We start from the raw sequence: 21,400 nt of genomic DNA on the forward strand, positions 1-21,400 counted from the left end.
GCCGCTTTACCCTTTAAAGCGGCAGTGACCAATTGATAAGAATTAGTAGGGCAATTATGAAAAACACACCATTTAAAAAGACCCAGCTTGCCACATCAATGGCTTTGTTGATGGGCTCTACCCTAGCTCTTCCCTCTTACGCACAAGAATCAGAAGCGGTAACACCGGCAGAGGGCGAAGTTGAAGTTATTCAAGTAAGCGGTATTCGCGGCAGTATGATCCGCTCTATGGATTTGAAACGCAGCTCAAGCGGCGTAGTAGATGCCATATCCGCTGAAGAACTAGGTAAATTTCCTGATACCAACCTGGCTGAGGCACTTCAACGCATTACAGGTGTAAGTATTAGTCGTTCAAACGGTGAAGGTAGTGAAATTACCGTTCGTGGTTTTGGTCCTGAGTTCAACCTAATTACCCTGAACGGTAGACAAATGCCGGGGACGGGCTTTACCCGTTCCTTCAATTTAGCCAACCTTTCTTCTGAAGGTGTAAACACGCTTGAGCTTCAGAAGACCGCCCGTGCAGAAAATCCCAGCGGGGGACTAGGTGCAACGGTAAACATTATTACCATGAAGCCGTTGGCGCAATCAGGACAAAATGCCACGTTTTCAGTGAAAGGTATTTACGACTCGTCTAACGAAGCGGGTGATGACGTAACCCCTGAAATTGCTGGTGTCTACAGCAACACGTTTGCCGATGACATGTTTGGATTTGGTCTGTCATTCTCTCACCAAGAACGTGACTTTCAGCAGCAAGCGGCAAATATTCAAGGCTGGCAGCTTCAAGAAAACGCTGCACTACCTGACTTAGACCCTGAAAATGTGGTTGATAACCGCACCAATATTACCGACGCTGCGTTCTTTCCTAAAGACATGAACTACAGCATTACTGACGTTCAGCGTGAGCGTTCAAACGCCCAAGTTACTTTCCAATTTCGCCCAGTTGACGATTTTACGGCAACGATAGATTACACTGCAACACGTGCCACTACTGGCACCAACACAGTGGGATGGGGTATTTGGAATAACTTTGGCGCTAATATTAATGCGTACGAATTAGACGAAAATGGTACAGCAGTCTATGCCGATATTAGTGGCGACGACGGCTCGTTTACTGCCAGTCGCGAAACCACGCGAGTTGACGCGCGTTCAATTGGTGTAAACCTAGACTGGGTAGTGTCTGACGATTGGCATTTCCGTCTGGATTACCACGATTCTTACAACGAGATTGATAACGGTTATGACAAAGGTTTGGGTAGCTCTGGCCAAATTATACTGGGCTCAAACCAGCTTGAGTCAAAAGTTTACGACTACAGAGCAGGCGAGATTCCACAAGTTTATGTGAACTGGAACAACGGTACGAATGAAATCTTACCTAGTGAAATTGACTCTAACTTCAGCCAATTCATTTACTCACCAGGTCGCTCTGATATTGAGCAACTGCAGCTTGACGGCACGTGGTATAACTCAGCTTTCGACATACCACTGGTTAAAATTGACTTTGGTTACGCCCGAACAGAACAAGCATTGACGGGTTTTGAAGCGTGGAGCGGACTACGCGGCGGCCCGGGTTTTAGTCCATCTTTCACAGAAATTTTCCCAGACAGCATGTTTATTCGCAATGACACATCAGGCTTCCTAGACGCCTTTGACGGTGGCGGCGCAGGCATGAATCCAGGTTACTATTACACCTATGATTTTGACGAAGCCATTGCCCGTCAACTCGCTTTCATTACTGGTGATGTCGTTGGCGAGAGTAACGCTTACTCTATCGACCCTTACTTCAGCGGTGCGCCTTCTGTCAGTAACGTCGAGGAAATTACCGACTCTATTTATGTTCAGTCAGAGTGGGACTTCGAGGTCGGTGATTATTACGTGCAAATAAATGCTGGTGTACGCTACGAAGAAACAGAAGTGCCAAGCTCTGCGGAGGTTCGTGTACCTGTGCAGGTAAATTGGGTCGCAGCTTCTGAGTGGATCACGCAGTTTGAAAACGAGCTACAGGTGCAAGACTTTACTGGCGAATATGACATTTTATTACCCATGTTCGACGTAAAAGTAGATGTGACGGATGACATTGTTGCGCGTTTCTCTTGGGGTAAATCAATTACCAGAGCGCCGATTGGCTTGCTACAAGGTGGCTTGGCATTCAGTGGAAGCCCTAAAATTGGCGCGAGAACCGCATCGGCGGGTAACACCAGCTTGCTACCGTTCGAGTCAACTAACTTAGACCTTTCATTTGAGTGGTACTACGACGAGTCGAGCATGCTTGCCGTGGGTTTATTCAGAAAGTCGGTTGAAAACTACATTACAACCACAGGTCAAGATCAGCAGTTCGAAGGTTTACGTGACATCTATCAAGGCCCTCGCTGGAACGAAGCCGTGACCGCATTAACGGCAGCTGGTGAGCAAGCCACCGATAGCGCTATCTATAATTACTTTATTGATAACGGCTATGCTGACGAAAACGGTGTGGTAACCCCTAATGCGGACGACCCGTTAATTACCTGGCGTACCACACAGCCTGGTAATTCCAGCGATTCAAAAACGGTTGAAGGTATTGAGCTAGCTATACAGCACACGTTTGGCGACACCGGTTTTGGTTTCGGCGCCAACGCAACGTTAGTTGACGGTGACGTTGAATACGACCCTTACAACCTGAACGAGCAAGACCCGCTTGTAGGCATCAGCGACTCCGCCAACTTCCAGGTGTTTTATGAGAAAGAAGGCCTTTCTGTAAAAGTGACCTATGCATGGCGCTCAGACTATGTTGTGGGTATTGGCCAAGCACAAGGTTCTTCAGATAACCCAGCAACTCAGTTCGACACCTTTGGTCAAGTTGATGCCAGCATCAACTATGATGTGAATGAGCACCTAACTGTCTTCCTAGAAGGCGTAAACATTAACGACGAAACAGAGCGTGGCTACGGCCGATTCGAAGAGCAATTCTTATTTGCTCGTCAGTACGGACCTCGCTACACGCTTGGCGCTAGATATACTTTCTAAGTTGATAGAGCAATAATACTAAGGGCCTTTTCAGGCCCTTTTTTGTTTTAGCACGCTAGAATTATCAAACATTTCTTCCAATATTTGATAACCTCACTAGACAAGCTCAGGTACGAGTAATAAAAGAAGAAAGCGAGTGAAGTATAAGAAGTGTATTAGCGTACTAGTGCTATTTTTGTTGGGAATAAACAATACCTTCGCATCTGACGATGACAGATATTTCCAAGCGTATTCCCAAATTATAGGCAGTAAACCCGACAGTGAAGAAGAGTTAACGGCATTAGTCTCTGACTCTGATGTCTTATCTGAACAGTCATCTCTTGCATCTGTTTACATTGCTTTACTGCAATCTATGCTTGATCATCCCACGGGATTCGAAGAGTACAAACTTGCCCCGAAAGACCACTTAAAAGATATAAAGCGTTCACACCCAGCGTTGTATTTCAGACACAACATTCTGTCAGCTTATAACCTCGCCATTCAGGAAAAGTGGCGTTTAGCCCATAGCACTATTGACGAAGTAATAGCGTTTGCCAACGACAATGATCCTGAGCTTTACTTTGACGCTATTGCGACTAAATCCATTTTTCTAGCGAGAATGGGACTAATAAGAGCATCCCTAAACTCTGGCGCGAAAGTGTTAGGCGAACTGCCTTCATTAACCGAAAAACGCTTCTTTGGAGACGGTGCAATAGAAAACATGGAGCTTGAGATAGGGCTCAATATGTCTTACTTAGGGGAGAATAAGCGTGCTTTAGAATTGTGTTCTCGTGCAGAGACCTTTTTTTATACTAGGCCTTTGTCTAGCCCCCATCGGTATTACCAAATTGCCCTAGACTGCCAACGAAGAAGCCTCGAGAACTTAGGTCGAATAGATGAGGCTTTCGACATGCTCGAAAAATACACCGAATACGCTACATCCATTGAGGACTGGAATACCTACACCTATGGACTAGTTTTAAAAATTGAATATTTCTATGCTCTGGGCAAAGTAAAAGAGGCGCATGAATTAATTGAAAAAACTGAGAGTTTCATATCCTTACTACCGACCTCATACGATACTAACACTTATCAAATTTCTCGGTTCAAAGCACTAGTAGAACAGAGTGAGTTTGAAAGAGCTAACGCGTTGTCAGCTTTAATTATCGACAACTTGAGTGACGAGTACAGCTCACCCGATTTACATTGGGCACAATTCAAATCTATTCAGTCTTCTCTTTTCGAGCAGTTGGGGAACAAAGAGGCTGCCATTTCAGCATTGCGAGACAGTAAGAACTTTTATCAATCTCTTTACTATCAAACTGACGACAGAAAAGAACTGTTTAGCGACTATTATGAAAGTGCGTTAGCTGAGCGAAAACTACAACTCTTAAAACAACAGCACGAATTATCTCAACTGGAACTTGCAAACAGCAACAGAATGAATCTAATTCTTACTGCTGGGGCGCTGACTTTATTAGGACTTTTAGCCCTCATTAGCTATCTATATGCTGTCCAGCGAAGGTTGAAAAGAGAACAGGAAACATTAGCGACCGTAGATACGCTCACAGGCGTTCGTAATAGAAGAAGTTTACTCGGCGCAGTGCAGTTAGAGCTAAATGAAGCAAAGGCGTATAAAAACGACTTATCTCTGGTGTTAATCGATTTAGATAACTTCAAAGAAATCAATGACAACTATGGCCATGAGTGTGGGGACGATTTACTCAAAGCCTTTTGTGAACACGTTTCCAAGTCCATTAGAAAAACAGATACATTTGGACGTTATGGTGGAGAGGAGTTCATTCTGTGCCTTCCTAACACGTCGGCTGCCGAGGCTAAAGAAGTTGTTAGCTCTATCCTTGATAGTTATCGAAAAGTGCGTATTACGCCAAATATCAGCGCACAAACCTTTTCTGCTGGCATCGCGCAGTATCAAACGGGGATTGAAACATCGAATCTCATTAAACAGTGTGACGAAGCACTTTATGTCGCTAAAAGGTTTGGTAGGAATAGAGTTTGTATTTTCAGTCAGGATGACTAAGAAAACCAAAGAATTGAACGCCAATAAGTCGAGCGTACTACAGTATTAGAGTCATCAGACTTTAACACTGTAGTAACTAGTTTTAGCTACAGTCACTCGCGCGTTTCAAGCGACTGTTTTCGCTTATCCAACATTACTCGGTAACGGGCGTTCCGTCCTTATTAAATTTCGCTATTTCGGCCCCAGAAGACTCCCATTCTTCCTTTTCAGCTTTAGTGGCTCTGGGTGAGAACCAGCCAACGTAGGCGTAAAATATCCCTATTAGGGGCGCCGTCCAACAAGCAAAGGCAAGAGGGATGTACAGCAGGTTTTCTAAGTTTGCGCCAGAAATACCCAGGCCAAGAGCAGATATCACAAACGCACCACCGGCATTCCAAGGGATGAGCGGAGACATTAACGTGCCCCCTTCTTCAATGCCACGGGACAGGTTAAGCGTGGAATAACCCATGCCTCTATAAACAGGTGAATACATTCTTCCCGGCAAGGCTACCGACAAGTACGGGTCGCCAGCCACCAGATTAGTAGAAAACGCCGTACCAACCGCTGCTATCTGTGTACCAGCAAAGGTTCTCGCTTTACTCTTTATTGCATTGATAATGCTTCTTAGGCAGCCTGTCGTTTCTAACGCTCCACCGAAACCAAGCGCAATCAATACCAATGAAATAGTCCACATCATTGACTGAACGCCGCCGCGATTAAGCAAACTATCTATTTCAACAATATTCGTTTGGATGGCATATCCGTTATTTGCATAATCGAAAACGGCTTGCAAACTCTGCCCTTGCATAAACATGGCGAAAGCTCCTCCCACAACCGCTCCTGCAAATAACGCAGGAAGGGGGGGAATTTTCTTTAAGGCTAACCCCATAACAACAAGCGCTGGCAATAACGCCCACCCCGTAACGGTAAAGTTATCTTCTAATGCACTGGTGATACCTGCAATTTTTGCAAATGAGACGCTCTGAGCATCGATAACGAAGAAGCCGACGCCAAGGTAAATCAGAAATGCGAGCACCATGGCAGGGATTGTCGTTGCCATCATATTCTTGATATGTGAAAACACGTCGGTACCTGTAACCGCTGGAGCAAGGTTTGTGGTATCCGACAGCGGCGATACCTTGTCTCCGAAAAAGGCGCCTGAAACTACTGCTCCCGCCGTCCAGTACATGGGGATATCGAATCCTTCACCGATACCCATTAATGCTAAACCAACGGTGCCTACGCTGCCCCAACTTGTGCCTAAAGAAACTGAAACGACTGCACAGATAACCATACCCGCGGCCAGAAAAATTTGGGGAGACAGGGTCTTTAACCCGTAGTAAATAATGGTGGGTACCGTACCGCTGGCTATCCAAATACCTATGATCATCCCTACAACAATAAGTACACTTACCGACGGCAACGCAACATGGATAACTTTAAAGATTCCTGCCCGCACTTCTTCCCACGTTAGACCAAGATAAGTGCCAACAAAACTTGTTAATGCTATGCCAATGGCAAGCGGTATATGAGGCTCAAACACGCCGAAGTAAAATATCTGGGTGCCGAGGATTAAAAGCGTCAATACAACAGGTGTTAACGCAAGTAAGAGACTTGGTGTTGCACGCTGTTCATCTGTCATTTTACTACCCTGTAATTTTCCCGAATGACAAGAATGAATGCAGGACGGAAACACGTCTTATCTACTTTCATCTCACCAACGATTGTTGTTTATATTACAGGTTGGCTACGGGATGAACTGCATAATAGATCGATAAACGGAAGGCTCAAGGTCGGTGCAAACAAAAAAAAGCCGCCAGTTTTTGAGGTTGGCGGCGTTGTTTTTTCTAGTAGCGTTGAGAGCTACTTACTGTTTAGTTTTGGCAACTTATACTCGCCGATTTGTCACCCTCAGGGGTAAACTGAATATCTGCCACACTCAAGCTAGCCTTCCCTGAACTTCCCAGCTCAAACGGCACAACAAGGCCGGTAAAATCGATACCTTCATTAACAAAGCACTGTAGGTCAATACTTATGTTTGTCCATGTGTCAGCTGGCATTGCCTTTAGCTGCTCGCTAATATCAATTTGAGTTGAACAGCTGCCCGCTGCGTCTCCCTCGCCTTCACAGTTCATGCCTACCGTTACAGGTGCATTTATGTCTGAGTGACGACTAACGTTAAAGCTTAGGGCACCATGCGTAAGTAATTGCGCACTTAAATCTTCACGGAAAAAGCTCTTGCTTGCAAAACGCATAGCGGCGAACTCAGTGCCATCGAAAGTGATTTTACGCGCATCTTCCTGCACTTCCTTATCAACCGTACGATAAGTAATAGCTCCAACAGTATGCGTGCTAGCGTTCACTGCCAGAGAATCATCACCAGAGTAAAGCCATAATACCCAAGGTGCCTCAACCGAGCCCTTTAGAATTGCCATCGGCTTGTTGCTGTCAGTACTGACTCTAATTTCAGTATTTAGCGTATCGCTTAGAACGTTGTCATCGCTGTACGTTAAGCCGAAGCCATAAGGCAGCAAAGGTTCATAGGTTTCATCGCCCTTGTTAACGATCTGCTGAGGCTCTGACGGCCACGAGAAAGACAGCTTGCCTTTAAAGTCCTGCTCACCAAACAAAACGTCTGCCACCGCTGCACCTTCAGAGCCAGGAAGCCAAGCTGCAACAAATGCATCAGATGCATTTAGCTCTGCGTTAACCCACATCGGACGGCCGCTGATAAACACCGACACCACGGGAATTCCCTGAGATTTCAAGTTTTCGAGCAACGCTAGATCCGTCTTGCTACCGTGTTGATAAATTAAGGTTTCTCTATCGCCATGACCTTCTGCATAAGGCTCTTCACCGAACACCACTATGGCGACATCAGGTTTAGTTTCAAAGCTACCGTCAACCGATAGCTGTACGTTACCACCTGCATTTTCTACATGTGCTTTAATACCGTCATAAATAGAGCTGCCGCCAGGGAAGTCATCGTTGGTATTATTTGTGCCTTGCCACGTAATACTCCAACCACCTGATTGCTTGCCGATGTTATCCGCACCATCGCCCGCTACCAATATGCGTTTGCTTGCAGAAATCGGGAGGGTTTTATTTTTATTTTTCAGCAGTACCAGAGACTCGCGCACCGCTTGCGCCGCCACTTCTCTATGCTCTGCCTTACCAATAAGCGAACGGTCGCCAGATAACGGGCGGTTTGCCGGGCTTGGCTTTTCGAAAAGTCCAGCGCGTACTTTCACTCGAAGAATTCGGCGTACCGCATCATCAATACGCGACATAGGGATGGTGCCGTCGTTTACTTGAGCAAGAGTGTTGTCATACAGCACCTTCCAATCGTTTGGCACCATGAAGATATCTAAGCCTGCGTTAATGGCCTGCGCACAATCTTCGTTGTTGCAACCTTTAACTTGCCCATGACCGTTCCAGTCACCAACAACAAACCCGTCAAAGCCCATTTGCTCTTTAAGTACGTCTGTTAGTAAGTATTTATGACCATGAAGCTTCTCGCCATTCCAGCTATTGAACGACGCCATGACAGACTGCGCGCCCGCCGTTAATCCGCCCACATAGCCTTGGGCGTGAATATCAAATAACTCTTGTTCGCTGGCAACATTGTCACCTTGGTCATCACCGCCAACCGTACCGCCGTCACCTACAAAGTGCTTTACTGTACTAATTACACGATGATCACTTAAAAAGTCTTTGTCAGCCGCGCCTTGAAGACCTTTAACCACTGAAGCAGCATACTCTCTAACAATGGCTGGGTCTTCAGAATAGCTCTCGTAGGTTCTGCCCCATCGGTCATCGCGAACCACAGCAACGGTAGGCGCAAATACCCAATCGATACCTGTTGCCATGACCTCTATAGCTGTAATGTGCGCAATCTTCTCTACCAGTTCAGGGTTATTCGCCGCGCCTAATCCAATGTTGTGAGGAAACAAGGTTGCGCCTATAACATTGTTATGACCGTGAACAGCGTCTGTCCCCCACATTGTAGGAATTGTCGAGCCGTCCAAACTGTCATCGATGGAAGCCTGATAAAGCTTTTCTGCAAGTGCTACCCAGTCTTCTGGTGTGGCGTGCTTGTCGTTATTAGGGAATGCACCACCGCCGTTAAGATAAGAACCAAATCCATATTTTCGCATATCTTCTACCGTGATATTGCGAATTTCAGGCTGGATCATCTGCGCAATTTTTTGCTCGATAGTCATGGTAGACAGAATTTCTTCTACCTTAGTTTCGACAGTAGCGTTTGTTTTAACTTCAATATCTAGTTTAGGCCATACCTCGCCCGCTTTGTTTGGCTGTGGCTCAACGTCATCGACTGAAGACGTATTTTTTTCAGCTGAACATGCACTAACTAAAACGCCAACCAATGCACCGGTAACAACTTTCGCGATTATACTTTTTCGCATTATTTATCCTCGTTACTTTTCAGTGGTATTAATGTGAGATACGCGACTTCCTACAAGGCCATAGTAGGCAATGTAAAGGTAGCAAGAAGCGGGTAGTAAAAATGACAGCGTAACGCCGACGGTGTCTGCAAGCATGCCTTGAAGCAGTGGAATAATGGCACCGCCAACTATGGCTAAACAAAGAATGCCTGAACCTTGTGGGGTGTCTTTTCCTAGCTGGTGAAGTGCAAGACTAAAAATGGTAGGGAACATGATTGAGTTAAACAAACCTACTCCCAAAATGCTCCACAGCGCTATGTCTCCTGTGCTTGAAAGTGATAGCAAAATAAGCGCAATAGCCACACAAGCGTTGAACGCCAGCACGTAGCCACCCGAGATTTTTTGCATGACCACAGCACCGATAAAGCGCCCTACCATCGCGCCTCCCCAGTAGTAAGCAAGCAGCTTGGCCGCCCCTGCCTCACTTAATCCGCCAACCGCCGGACTCGCTAGATAATTCACTAGCATGCTGCCAATAGCCACTTCCGCGCCGACATACATAAAAATGCCGACAGCGCCTAAAACAAGGTGCTTGTGATGCCATGCACCTCCTTTAAATACTCCAGTGCTTGCGCTGGTGTGATTTAGCTTCGGCAGCTTTAAATACATGAAAATAAGAGCCAGAAGAAGCAAAGACGCTGCAAGAATTAGGTAAGGCACTTGCACGTCTGAAGCGCCTGGCGTACCGCCTCCATGCTCTCCTGTAGCGCCGTAGATAAGATAAGAACCGAAGAAGGGAGCCACGGTTGTACCAAAAGCGTTAAATGCTTGGGTCATGGTGAGTCGTGACGAGGCAGTTTTAGGGTCGCCGAGTGCCGTTACATAAGGGTTGGCAGACACCTGAAGTACGGTTATACCAGACGCTAATACAAAAAGAGCTAACAGAAAAATACCGTATATTTGACTTGATGCAGCGGGGAAGAACAGCAAGCATCCCACGCAGGCTATAGCGAGCCCAAGTACAATACCTTTCTGGTAACCAATGCGCGACACCACCATGCCTGCAGGCAGTGACACAATGAAATAGGCACTAAAAAAGCAAAACTGAATCAGCATTGCTTGTGTGAAGCTAAGGTTGAATGCACCTTTTAAGTAAGGAATAAGGATGTCATTCAAACAGGTAATAAAACCCCACATGAAGAACAGCGTGGTGAGTGAGATAAGCGCAAAACGGTATCCACCGTTTGCCTCTGCCTCTTGAGCGCTTGAAATATTAGGCTGCACTGGTGTGTCCACGAATAACCTCTGTTGCTATTTTTCTATTTAATGATAAATTTACATTTGAAAGCGCTTACATCTAACTTTAAATAATTTTGTAAGCGCTTACATTGAAGAGATAATTACACGAAGCGTAATCGAATTCAATGTAAATATGATGTTATTTGCCCTGTCTAGTGCAGGGTTAATATGAAAAAATTGTTATAGTCAGGACATACCCACGATGCAAGAAATTAACCTTCCATCCAATTCAATGATGTTGTCGAAAGACTTTTTGTTTGGTGTGGCTACATCAAGTTTCCAAATAGAGGGAGACAGAAAAGGAAGATTAGATTGTATTTGGGACACGTTCTGCGAAAAGAAAAATGCCATTACTGATGCCACTAACGGTGACATTGCCTGTAACCACATAGATTTGTGGAAACAAGATGTAGAGCTAATTGATTCTCTTGGTGTTGATGCTTATAGACTGTCTATCTCGTGGCCGCGAGTGATGAAACAGGACGGTAGCGTAAACGAAGTGGGCATGCGCTTTTACGTAAACTTAGTCAATGAAGTTATCAAGCGCGGCATGAAAGTGTTCGTTACGCTTTATCACTGGGATTTACCACAACACCTTGAGGACAATGGTGGCTGGCTTAATCGCAACACAGCCTATGAATTCGAAAAATATGCTGAAGCCGTAGCAAACGCGTTGGGAGAAAAAGTCCACTCTTACGCGACATTAAATGAGCCATTTTGTTCAGCCTATTTGGGTTATGAGGCAGGCATTCATGCACCTGGAAAGACAGGCATGGCAAATGGTCGAAAGGCAGCGCATCACTTATTGCTTGCTCACGGTTTAGCGTTGAAGGTGCTTAACCGAGTTTGCCCAAAAAGCCAAAACGGTATCGTACTTAACTTTAGCAATTGCCATACAAAAAGTGATTCACCCGAAGACATACACGCCGCCAAACTCGCCGATGATTACCAAAACCAATGGTATTTAAAGCCTATTATTGAAGGCAAATATCCAGACATTATCGATAAGCTCGCTCCCGACGTTAAGCCCGACATTGCGGAAGGTGATATGGCTATTATCTGCCAACCAATCGATTACTTAGGCATTAATTATTACACCCGCACTGTGTATCAAAGTGATGGCAATGGTTGGTTTGAAATTGTGCCTCCAGCCACAACCGAATTAACCGCAATGGGCTGGGAAATCACTCCGGATGCCTTTACCGAGCTGCTTGTTGATTTGCACCAACGCTATGACTTACCGCCTATTTATATCACTGAAAACGGAGCAGCAATGGATGATGAGCTCATAGATGGGGAAGTGTTGGACAATGGGCGTACCGCCTACTTCCACACCCATTTAAATGCGGTAAATGAAGCAATAGAAAAAGGCGTAGACATACGCGGATATTTTGCATGGAGCCTAATGGACAACTTTGAGTGGGCGCTGGGCTATTCAAAGCGTTTCGGCATAGTTTATGTCGACTACGAAACCCAAAAACGTACGCCAAAACAAAGCGCTTTGGCTTATTCAAAACTGGTTAAGAGCCGGATAAATGGGTACATTAGCGGTATCAAATAAGGACAAGTACCAAACCGTATGGCAACAATTTACCAAGTATCAGAGGCCGCAGGTGTTTCGTTAGCTACCGTTTCTCGCGTTATGAATGGCAACGCGAAGGTAAGCGAGCGCACCCGCAAAAAAGTAGAGGATGCTATGGCATCGTTGGGATACCAGCCCAATGCCATTGCGCAATCTCTTGCGTCAAACCGCACTAACAGCGTCGGTTTGCTCGTATCTGAACTGCACGGCTCTTACTTTGGCGACTTGATGAGTACGGTAGAACATGTGCTTAAACAAAACGGTAAGCACGTTATTATTACCGCCGGTCATGTGGATGAAAAGCGCGAGCACGAAGCTATTGAGTTTTTAAAAAGCCGCCGTTGCGATGCCTTGATTCTTCACGCTGAAGCTGTCTCCGATGACTACTTAAAAACACTAGTAGACAGTAAGATCCCCGTTGTTGTGATAAACCGAAAAGTGGACGCTCTCGACGAGAACTGCTTTGTTGTGGACAACGAAAGAGGCGGCTACATGGCAACGAAAGCTGCTATTGATGCAGGCCACAAAAAGATTGCGTACATCAGCGGCCCGCTATTTAAAAAGGATGCGAGCGATCGTTTGGCAGGTCACAAAAGAGCCCTTCAAGAAGCAGGGGTTACCTTTAGTGAAAACAGTGTTTTTGAAGGCGACTTCCACGAGTCATCAGGCCAAGAAGGCATGCAGCATCTTCAGAAAACATTCTCTGACTTTACCGCATTGGTATGCGCAAACGACGAAATGGCCTCTGGTGCAATGACCGCTGCACGAGAAGCGGGATTTGATATACCGTCACAGCTTTCTATCATTGGCTTCGATAACGTACTGTTTTCGCGCTACCTTTATCCAAAACTCACTACAATTAATAACCCTATTCACGCTATGGGAGAAATGGCTGCTTATTGGGTGCTACAACATGTTTATGACATAAAAAGCCCTATTCCTATTGAGCACTTATTTGAACCCGAAGTGGTAAATAGGGACACATTAGGCAAATTATAAAATGAATAAAGCCCTGTCTCCGTCGCTGTATTACACACTCATTGTCTCTCTTGGAGGGTTTATTTTTGGCTTCGATGCCAGTGTAATAGCAGGAGCCAATGGCTTTATCGATGCCGAATTTAACCTAAGCGATTGGCAGCAAGGCTTCGTCGTAAGCTCACCGACACTAGGCGCGCTAATAGCCATGCTATTTGCCGGCGGCGTTAGCGACGCTATTGGCAGGCGCAAAGCACTCATTCTTGTCGCTTTCCTTTACCTGCTTTCTTCTGTCGGCTCAGCCCTAGCCCCTAATTTCGAACTATTAGTGCTTTCTCGCTTTATTGGCGGCATTGCGTTTTGTTCGCTGATCATTGCCCCGCTGTATATTTCGGAAATAAGCGCCCCAGAAAACCGCGGCAAAATGGTGTCGGTGAACCAGCTAAACATTGTATTTGGCTTCGCCCTATCCTATTTCACCAACTATTACCTGTTGCAGCTCAGCAATAGCGGTGCAGGTTGGGTTACTGAATGGAGTATAGATACGCATTTGTGGCGCTACATGCTGGGCTTGGAGGTTATCCCCGCAGCACTATGGTTTGGTTTACTGTTTACTATTCCGCGTAGCCCCAGGTGGCTGGTACTCAAAGGCCAGCACGAGGAAGCCGAACAGGTTATAAACCGCTTATTCGACAAAGCCCAAGCCGGCGCTCTTGTTGAAGATATAGCGTCTTCACTTAAAGAAAAGTCGTGGCCTTTTCGTGAACGCCTAGGCTTTCTAAAGGCGAAGGCCATGCGATTTCCGTTAATGGTGGGCATTATTATTGCCATTGCTCAGCAAATTACCGGCATTAACGTTATCTTTTTTTACGCGCCCACGATTTTTGAACAAAGCGGTGTAGGTACCAATGCGGCATTTATGCAGGCTGTATGGATTGGCTTGGTTAACGTAGCATTTACCGTGGTTGCTATGCTAACTATTGATAAATGGGGAAGAAAACCGCTGCTGCTGATTGGCTTAACTGGCGTAGTGATCAGCATGTCTATTTGTACCTATGGCTTTAAACAGGCGACATATCAAGTACAGCAAACGGCCATAAACGAAATACAGCAAGATGCGCCGAGTGTGGCAATAAAGCTAACTCCACTAACCAACGATATTTACTATTCAGACGTTGAGTTTAAGCGCACGCTAAAGACCACACTTACCAGCGACGAATACGATGCATATCAGCAACCATTGCTAACTAGCAGTATTAATATGAATGCACCTTTAGTGTTGTTTGGCATCATTGCGTTTGTTGCTTCGTTTGCGATGTCCCTTGGCCCTGTGATGTGGGCGATGCTTGCTGAAATTTTTCCGAATCAAACCCGCGCTTTGGCTATTTCATTAGTGGGCATGGTGAATTCACTCACCAGTTTTCTAGTTCAAGTTGTTTTCCCTTGGGAGTTGGCCAACTTGGGAGCCGCGGCCACGTTTGCAATTTACGGCGGGTTCGCCTTAGTCAGCCTGATATTAGTTGCCAAGCTCTTCCCAGAAACAAAAGGGAGAACCTTGGAGGAAATCACAGAAGAATTTGAGCAATGTGCATAATTTAAAACAGCACTGATGTTCAAGTGACCATGTTAAGGCGCTGACCTTTACTCAGGTTACCAACACTCCCTTCATCTAGTGATAGTGTTGATGACACATTTAACGCGCTTGGCGTAACGTGAGAAGCAACTAGGATGAGATGGTTGGCAGCGTAGCGATTTAATACCTCACACACTTTATGCTGAGTAGTCACATCCAAGCCCTCGAAGGGTTCATCAACAAGCAACACTTTTGCGTGAGATAAAATAGCGCGCGCTAAGGCTAGTCGCTTACGCTCTCCCCCAGAGAGCGTCCTACCCGCCTTGCCAACCCACATAGACAACGGCAACAGTGCCTCTAGCCCTAATTGAGCTAACAGGTTAGTCATGTCATCAAGGGGAATACCCATTCCGGCAGGGTCTAAATTTGAAGAGACACTGCCAGAAAGCACTATTGGCTCTTGTTCCACATAGCGCCAGTTTTTAATTAAGCCATCGGCTATACGCATGCCATCCACTTCTTTAAGTCCAGTAGAAGGCACAACCCCCGCAATTGACTGAAGCAAAGATGACTTACCACAGCCTGACGGCCCGGATATACATACGATGCCAGTGGCTGGGAATGTAGCATTGACCAAAGGTAAGCGTCTATTTTTGGCAGTATAATCAGATAACGTAAGTGAATGGTGCAGTTCGGTGCGTTCAAGTACTTTAATGGGTGAGGTTTTGAGCTTCTTAAGGGCTTTCGCGCTTTGTTTGTGCTGTGCAAACTTGGTAATGCTGTGAAAAGCTGCACCAGCCCAATCAGGCGCAGCCATCAATATCATGGGCACAACAATAGCAATAGGCATATACGAAAAGTCAGATATTGGACTTACTGCGCCCGACATAACTAACACTACCGCGAAAAATGCCGCGCCTTGAAACCACCAGCTCGCGCGTTGCGCTTTGTCTTTCTGCGTAGTTTGTTGTCGCCACACCCTGTCAGCACTCGGCACACTATTGATCACATGCCCCCCCTCTTCCTGCGGCTTATCTGTCATTGTTTTATTTAAGTGCCATAAAGCGCTGCAGTTAAGGAAGTCGGCTGACTCTTGCCGAAACACTTTATTTTCCTTTGTCGCTTTTTTCGCAACGTTTAAACCAATAAAGCCTTGCAGCACAACGATGAAGAGCCAAATAGCAAAAAGCGTAATTAAAAACGAGGTGCCGGGAAGATTAAACCATACTGCAACAACGCAAAGATTTGTGAATATAAATGTGATGTTAGAAAGCGGAGCTATCCATGCAATCCAACGGCTGGCAAGCTCTTCGGTATGCTGGGCTAATGCTTCTGTGGTGAACGCTTTGTCGGTAATTTTACTGTTTTCAAGTTGCCTAAAAACACGTAGTCGCCCCCCTGCGATACGCGCAAGTAAATCGTTGTGCCCCACCCACATACTGGCATACCCAGATGCTATGCGAAGTAGTGCTAGCGCGCGAATGACCACCGCCGGAATAACGTAATTAAAACCTACAGGTGCAATAGCGCTGATAGCAATAAACCACGAAGAAATAACAAGAATAGTTATTCCTGCCATACCATGTAAAAAAGCAAGCAGCAGCGTGAGATAAGCCGGTTTACTTTTCATCAAGGCCACACTCCTTTTGATTGGCATTCGTCTTAAAGCTCGTTTCCGTCACGCTGCTACAGCCTTGTAGGTGCCCGTCTTGTACTGCACCTATTTTGCTTTTAAGCCCTGCCTCTGATTTTGACTTTGAGTTGAAGTTTGAGTTGGAAATGGCGTCTTGTTCATTCGTACTGCGCGATACCGTCCAAAAGCGGTTAAACCAGTTTGCAGGGAGTGCTTTGTGAGAAGCCCAAATCAGTGTTTTGTCTCTACCCAAACGTTCAATTAACTGTGCCAATCTTGCTTGCTGGGAATCTGGCAAATGGGCTGTAGGCTCGTCTAGTAACCATATATCGTCTTTGCGCAACAGCGCTCTCGCTAGCGACAGCCGTTGCGCTTCGCCACCTGAAAGCAGCGGATAATCAGTCATTACCGTATCAAGCCCGCAAGGCAATAACGACAGCCAGCCGTCAAGCTCTACTGCTTCTAGCGCTTTCATAAGCGCGTCGTCTGTATAGCTGTCGTTTAAGCACAAGTTCTCACGCACGGTACCTGGCGTGATCACGGGGTGTTGGGTTATCCAAATTACCGGTTCCCTGAATGTATGTGTGCTAGGTCTTTGACCACCTAAGGCTTCTAATAATAATGTTTTACCTGAACCAGAGCGCCCGCTAATGAGTATTTTATCGCCCTTTAATACTACAAGGGATTCAGCGTGCAAAAGTGCAGGAGGATCATCAACAGCCGATTTATCCTTACCGCTGGGCAAGCGAGGTTGCGGGGCGTTTATGTCAAAAACCTTAAGGTTTTTAGCCGCAAGCAATACCTCGTGTTGTGATGAATAATGGTGGGTTGTGTCAGCGTTGACCGGATTCACTGCACTACCATCAAGATTTTGTGTGAAGCGCGAGAATAACGGCGCGAGTTCAGCTTTGGCGGCTTCTGCTTGCGCCTTTTGATGGTATACCTGCCCCAGCTTTTTCATTTCACTGAGTAACAATGGCACAGTCAGCAATATCCATAAGCCCTGCTGGAGCGTTATCTCCGGCCCAATACTCAATTCGCCTAACAGTGAAAAACCAATAAATACTGCCGTAAGTGCAACCGCGAGTGTTGCGAAGAAGTCGAGCACGCTGTTGGACAAAAAGGCTACGCTCACTACTTTCATAGTACGCGCATTCAAATTTTCACTGGCATCTTTAAGCAGGGCAGTTTGTTTTTGGTGCGCCTGATAGCTAGTCAGCATAGGCAATGCAGCTAGCCTATCAGTAAATAAACTTCCCAAACGTTCAAGGGCGATAAAGTGCTTTCGATGAAGGGCTGCCGCCCCTTTACCCACAATAATCATAAAAAGCGGCACTACCGGCAATGTCAGTAATAGGCCAATTCCTATAACGGGGTTCACATAAAAGATAACGGCTAAAGCAAACAAGGGGACAACAACTGCAATCATTTGCTGCACTCGATATTCAAGTGCCCAGTCAGCAAAAGCCTGTAAGTGCTGCAGCCACACCGTTTGCCAATAGTAAACCGAGTGCTGTCGAATAAGCGCATGTTGACGCTCAATGAATACGCGTTGTAGGTGCTGTTCGAGCTTGTTTAACACCTGCATTTTTGCACTACTAGATAAGGCATTGAATGCGCCTTGAAGCAGCCAACTCATTCCCAGAGAAACGGCAAGTCCTGTGACATCACTCGCTGTTGCAGGAGTCTGGTTTACTACCCAGTCATGAGCAATATGTGAAAAATAATAGAACCCAATAATCAAAGAAAAAAGCGACAAACACTTAACCATTACTTGGGCCGTAAGAGAGGTACGCAAGCCAAGCGACTGCGCCTTATCTATCTTATTGGACCACGCGTTCAGCGTTTGCCGGTTGGGAACTTTTTCTTTGATCACTGTGGTTTTGACTCATCTTTTTCGTTACTTAGTAACGAGAGCAAATCTCGCATTTCTTTTTCATTCTTTTCCAAGTGGTGGTGGGCTGGCTGCAAGAACCCTCAGCGGCAGGGACGCTACTGAAGAGCCCCCATGGACGAGTTCACCCCGTGTCCTTGCGGCCAGCCTACCTCCACTTCTATTCTTGGTCTTCGGGTCTATCCATATTTTCCGTCGACTCCAACCACATGGCGTTGATAATGCCAAAAGAGCACGCCAGCAAAACTCCTAAAATCCAAGCGAAATACCACATAGCGTTCTCCTTAATAAATGGTGTGAGACTGGTCGAGGTCTTCGTTTTTAATGCGCCCGCGCATTACGTAAAAGCTATAGGCCGTGTAGCTAAGTACAATAGGCACAAAGATACAGGCAACGATAAACATTACGTTTAGCGTCATATGGCTAGACGTAGCGTCCCATACGGTTAAGCTCGCCTCTGGCATAGTGATGCTTGGCATTAGGAATGGGAACATTGAAAAGCCAGCTGTTAAGATAACGCCTGCTATAAATAGCGCACTCGATACAAACGCCATGCCTGCATTACCTTTCTTAGAGAAAAGCGCACAGGCCAGACCCGCAATAATACCCAGCACAGGTGCTGCCATCATAAGGGGGTATTTGCTGTAGTTGCTCATCCAAGCTCCAGCTTCAATGGCAACCTCTTTCTTAAGTGGATTTGACGTTGCAATAGTGTCGACTGCCGACGTAATCACGAAGCCATCTAATCCAAATGCTACCCAAAGACCTGCAAGTACAAATAGCGTGACACCAGCCAGGCTTAACACAACCGATACTGCACGTGCGCGAACTTCAATAAAGCCATCGGTTTTCATTTGTAGCCAGGTTGCACCGTGATTCAGCAACATAGCCACAGAAAGCAATCCTGCCACCAGCGCAAACGGTGTTAAAAGGCCAAAGAACGAGCCTGTGTAGGTTGATTTAAGCGTGCTGTCCATTTCAAACGGTACGCCCAACAGCAGGTTACCAAACGCCACACCAAAGATAAGGGCTGGGATAATACCGCCAGCAAATAACGCCCAATCCCACGCTTTACGCCACTGCGGGTTTGGTAATTTACTGCGGTAATCAAAGCCTATCGGGCGCATCCAAAGGGCAATTAAGGTAAGGGCCAGCGCAAGGTAAAAACCAGAAAACGCAGTGGCGTAAATCATCGGCCACGCGGCAAAAATAGCGCCACCTGCGGTGATAAACCAAACTTGGTTGCCATCCCAGTGCGGCCCTACTGTATTTATCATTACGCGGCGCTCTTTGTCATTTTTACCAATAAGCGTGAGCAGTGCTCCAACGCCCAAATCGAAGCCATCAGTAACCGCGAAGCCAATTAGCAGAACGCCAACCAAGCACCACCAAATGACTCTCAGTAGTTCATAATCAATCATGCTTTTGCTCCTTGCTCATCAAGGTCAATAAGATCAAATTCAGTGTCAGACTGCTTATCTTCAGGTGGAACTGGCCCTTTCTTGGCAAACTTCTTCATTAGGTAAAAACCAATAATGAACATGCCGGTGTAGAAAGCACTGTAGGCTACAAGGGTTATTACCACGTCGCTTACGGCGAGATTAGATACCGACGTATGCACCGGAAGCACCTCTGCAATTGACCATGGTTGGCGGCCATATTCAGCGACAAACCAGCCAGCCTCACAGGCAATCCAAGGAAGCGGCAAACCGTAGAGCGCGCTTTTTAATAGCCAACGTGGCTTAGTAATCTTGTGTTTAGTACTGTAGTAAAAGGCGCACACAAATAGCGCAAGCATAATAAAGCCAGCCACAACCATAAGGCGGAAACTCCAAAACAATGGGGCAACCGGCGGAATGCTGTAATCTACTGCCTGTTGAAGCGCGGCATCAGAAGGATTTGAAACGTTCTCAGTGAAAGGCTCTAGCAACATAGCGTAGCCCAAACTGTCTTTATTTTGGTCGAAGGCAGTACGTTGCTCAGCTGTCGCGGTGCCGTTTCTTACATCATCAAGTACTTCATAGGCTTTAATTCCGCTTAGAATACGCTCGCGATTCTCTTCTTTAAGATCCTTAATACCTTTTACTTCTTCGGTTAACGAACGGGTAGCAATAATGCCCATTGCCCAAGGAATTTGAAGGGCGTACTCGGTTTCCTGCTTTTCGTCGTTTGGAATACCAAACACAGTAAACGGCGCAGGTGCAGGATGGGTTTCGTACTCAGCTTCAACTGCTGCCAGCTTCACTTTTTGTACATCACCAAGCTCATAACCACTTTCATCACCTAGCACGATCACAGAAAGCGTTGAGGCTAGGCCGAAGCTAGCAGCTATGGCGAACGAACGGCGCGCAAAGGCGATATGCTTATGATTAAGCAGGTAGTAACTTGAAATTGCCAACACAAACATTGCGCCGGTCACGTAACCTGCTGATACAGTGTGAACAAATTTGACCTGTGCTACGGGGTTAAAAATAACCTCAGCAAAGCTGGTCATTTCCATACGCATGGCTTCAAAATTAAATTCAGCGCCTACCGGGTATTGCATCCAGCCGTTAGCAATCAAGATCCACAGTGCAGAGAAGTTTGAACCAATGGCCACCAGCCAAGTCGCCATCAGATGCTTCACCTTTGACATTTTGTCCCAGCCAAAGAAGAACAACCCCACGAAGGTAGATTCCAGGAAAAAGGCCATTAGGCCTTCGATGGCAAGTGGCGCACCGAAGATATCGCCTACATAGTGAGAATAGTAAGACCAATTCATTCCGAACTGGAATTCCATGGTTAAGCCTGTGGCTACACCAATGGCAAAGTTAATTCCAAACAGCTTTCCCCAGAATTGGGTCATCTGCTTATAAATTTCTTTACCCGTCATTACGTATACCGATTCCATAATGGCAAGTAAGAAACTAAGCCCCAAAGTTAAGGGTACAAATATAAAGTGGAACATTGCAGTTAATGCAAATTGCCACCGCGATAGTTCTATTAACGTATCGCTCATGGGTTATCTCCCTTGTATTTCGTGTGCGCGTTAAACGCT

13 protein-coding genes are annotated in these 21,400 nt (G+C 46.1%); 5 read left to right on the plus strand and 8 right to left on the minus strand.

The genetic code is table 11. From position 1 onward, the window contains the following. Positions 1–56: 56 nt before the first annotated feature. Both ACFI6L_RS11415 and ACFI6L_RS11420 read left to right on the plus strand, forming a co-directional pair. Complete coding sequence (locus tag ACFI6L_RS11415) at positions 57–3,002, plus strand: TonB-dependent receptor (RefSeq protein ID WP_462574029.1); 2,946 nt, start codon at positions 57–59, stop codon at positions 3,000–3,002. Positions 3,003–3,138: 136 nt separating this feature from the next. Continuing rightward, on the plus strand, positions 3,139–5,022 hold the full coding sequence (locus ACFI6L_RS11420; protein WP_168532772.1) for a GGDEF domain-containing protein: 1,884 nt from the start codon (positions 3,139–3,141) through the stop codon (positions 5,020–5,022). 133 nt (positions 5,023–5,155) lie between these two features. Here the strand turns inward: ACFI6L_RS11420 and nhaC are convergent, their stop codons facing one another. The 3 genes from nhaC to ACFI6L_RS11435 form a co-directional block, all read right to left on the minus strand. After that, positions 5,156–6,643, minus strand: coding sequence for a Na+/H+ antiporter NhaC (nhaC, locus tag ACFI6L_RS11425; RefSeq protein ID WP_462574030.1), 1,488 nt, complete (start codon positions 6,641–6,643; stop codon positions 5,156–5,158). 232 nt (positions 6,644–6,875) lie between these two features. Further along, the gene (locus tag ACFI6L_RS11430; RefSeq protein ID WP_462574031.1) at positions 6,876–9,428 is read right to left on the minus strand and encodes a glycoside hydrolase family 3 protein; all 2,553 of its coding nucleotides are present in this window, start codon (positions 9,426–9,428) and stop codon (positions 6,876–6,878) included. Between the two features lie 12 nt (positions 9,429–9,440). Further along, positions 9,441–10,703, minus strand: a complete 1,263-nt coding sequence (locus ACFI6L_RS11435; RefSeq protein WP_014977685.1) for a sugar MFS transporter — start codon at positions 10,701–10,703, stop codon at positions 9,441–9,443. 205 nt (positions 10,704–10,908) lie between these two features. On the opposite strand from ACFI6L_RS11435, the gene ACFI6L_RS11440 reads away from it, so the two are divergent. From ACFI6L_RS11440 to ACFI6L_RS11450, 3 genes are read left to right on the plus strand one after another with little or no spacing between them, the layout of a single operon-like run. Beyond that, positions 10,909–12,267 (plus strand): GH1 family beta-glucosidase, encoded by a 1,359-nt coding sequence (locus ACFI6L_RS11440; protein WP_131136935.1) that lies wholly within the window; start codon positions 10,909–10,911, stop codon positions 12,265–12,267. Between the two features lie 18 nt (positions 12,268–12,285). Further along, complete coding sequence (locus ACFI6L_RS11445) at positions 12,286–13,287, plus strand: LacI family DNA-binding transcriptional regulator (RefSeq protein ID WP_014951145.1); 1,002 nt, start codon at positions 12,286–12,288, stop codon at positions 13,285–13,287. Between the two features lies 1 nt (position 13,288). Continuing rightward, a complete protein-coding gene (locus ACFI6L_RS11450) occupies positions 13,289–14,857 on the plus strand; it encodes a sugar porter family MFS transporter (protein WP_462574032.1) in 1,569 nt (522 codons plus the stop codon). 19 nt (positions 14,858–14,876) lie between these two features. Here ACFI6L_RS11450 and ACFI6L_RS11455 read toward each other — a convergent pair whose 3' ends face one another. The 5 genes from ACFI6L_RS11455 to ACFI6L_RS11475 all read right to left on the minus strand — a co-directional run bounded on the left by ACFI6L_RS11455 (position 14,877) and on the right by ACFI6L_RS11475 (position 21,361). Then, entirely contained in the window at positions 14,877–16,466 is a 1,590-nt protein-coding gene (locus tag ACFI6L_RS11455; protein WP_462574033.1) for an ATP-binding cassette domain-containing protein, read from the minus strand. Continuing rightward, entirely contained in the window at positions 16,456–18,345 is a 1,890-nt protein-coding gene (locus ACFI6L_RS11460; RefSeq protein ID WP_462574034.1) for an ATP-binding cassette domain-containing protein, read from the minus strand. The genes ACFI6L_RS11455 and ACFI6L_RS11460 overlap by 11 nt, the downstream gene beginning before the upstream one ends. A gap of 178 nt (positions 18,346–18,523) precedes the next feature. Continuing rightward, positions 18,524–18,637, minus strand: a complete 114-nt coding sequence (cydX, locus tag ACFI6L_RS11465) for a cytochrome bd-I oxidase subunit CydX (RefSeq protein WP_014951149.1) — start codon at positions 18,635–18,637, stop codon at positions 18,524–18,526. Positions 18,638–18,647: 10 nt separating this feature from the next. Beyond that, on the minus strand, positions 18,648–19,784 hold the full coding sequence (gene cydB, locus ACFI6L_RS11470) for a cytochrome d ubiquinol oxidase subunit II (protein ID WP_014951150.1): 1,137 nt from the start codon (positions 19,782–19,784) through the stop codon (positions 18,648–18,650). Then, positions 19,781–21,361, minus strand: a complete 1,581-nt coding sequence (locus tag ACFI6L_RS11475) for a cytochrome ubiquinol oxidase subunit I (RefSeq protein WP_423083366.1) — start codon at positions 21,359–21,361, stop codon at positions 19,781–19,783. Before ACFI6L_RS11475 ends, cydB begins: the two co-directional genes overlap by 4 nt. Positions 21,362–21,400: the final 39 nt, after the last annotated feature.

The sequence above is a fragment of the Alteromonas sp. G4i35 genome (genome assembly GCF_054960375.1).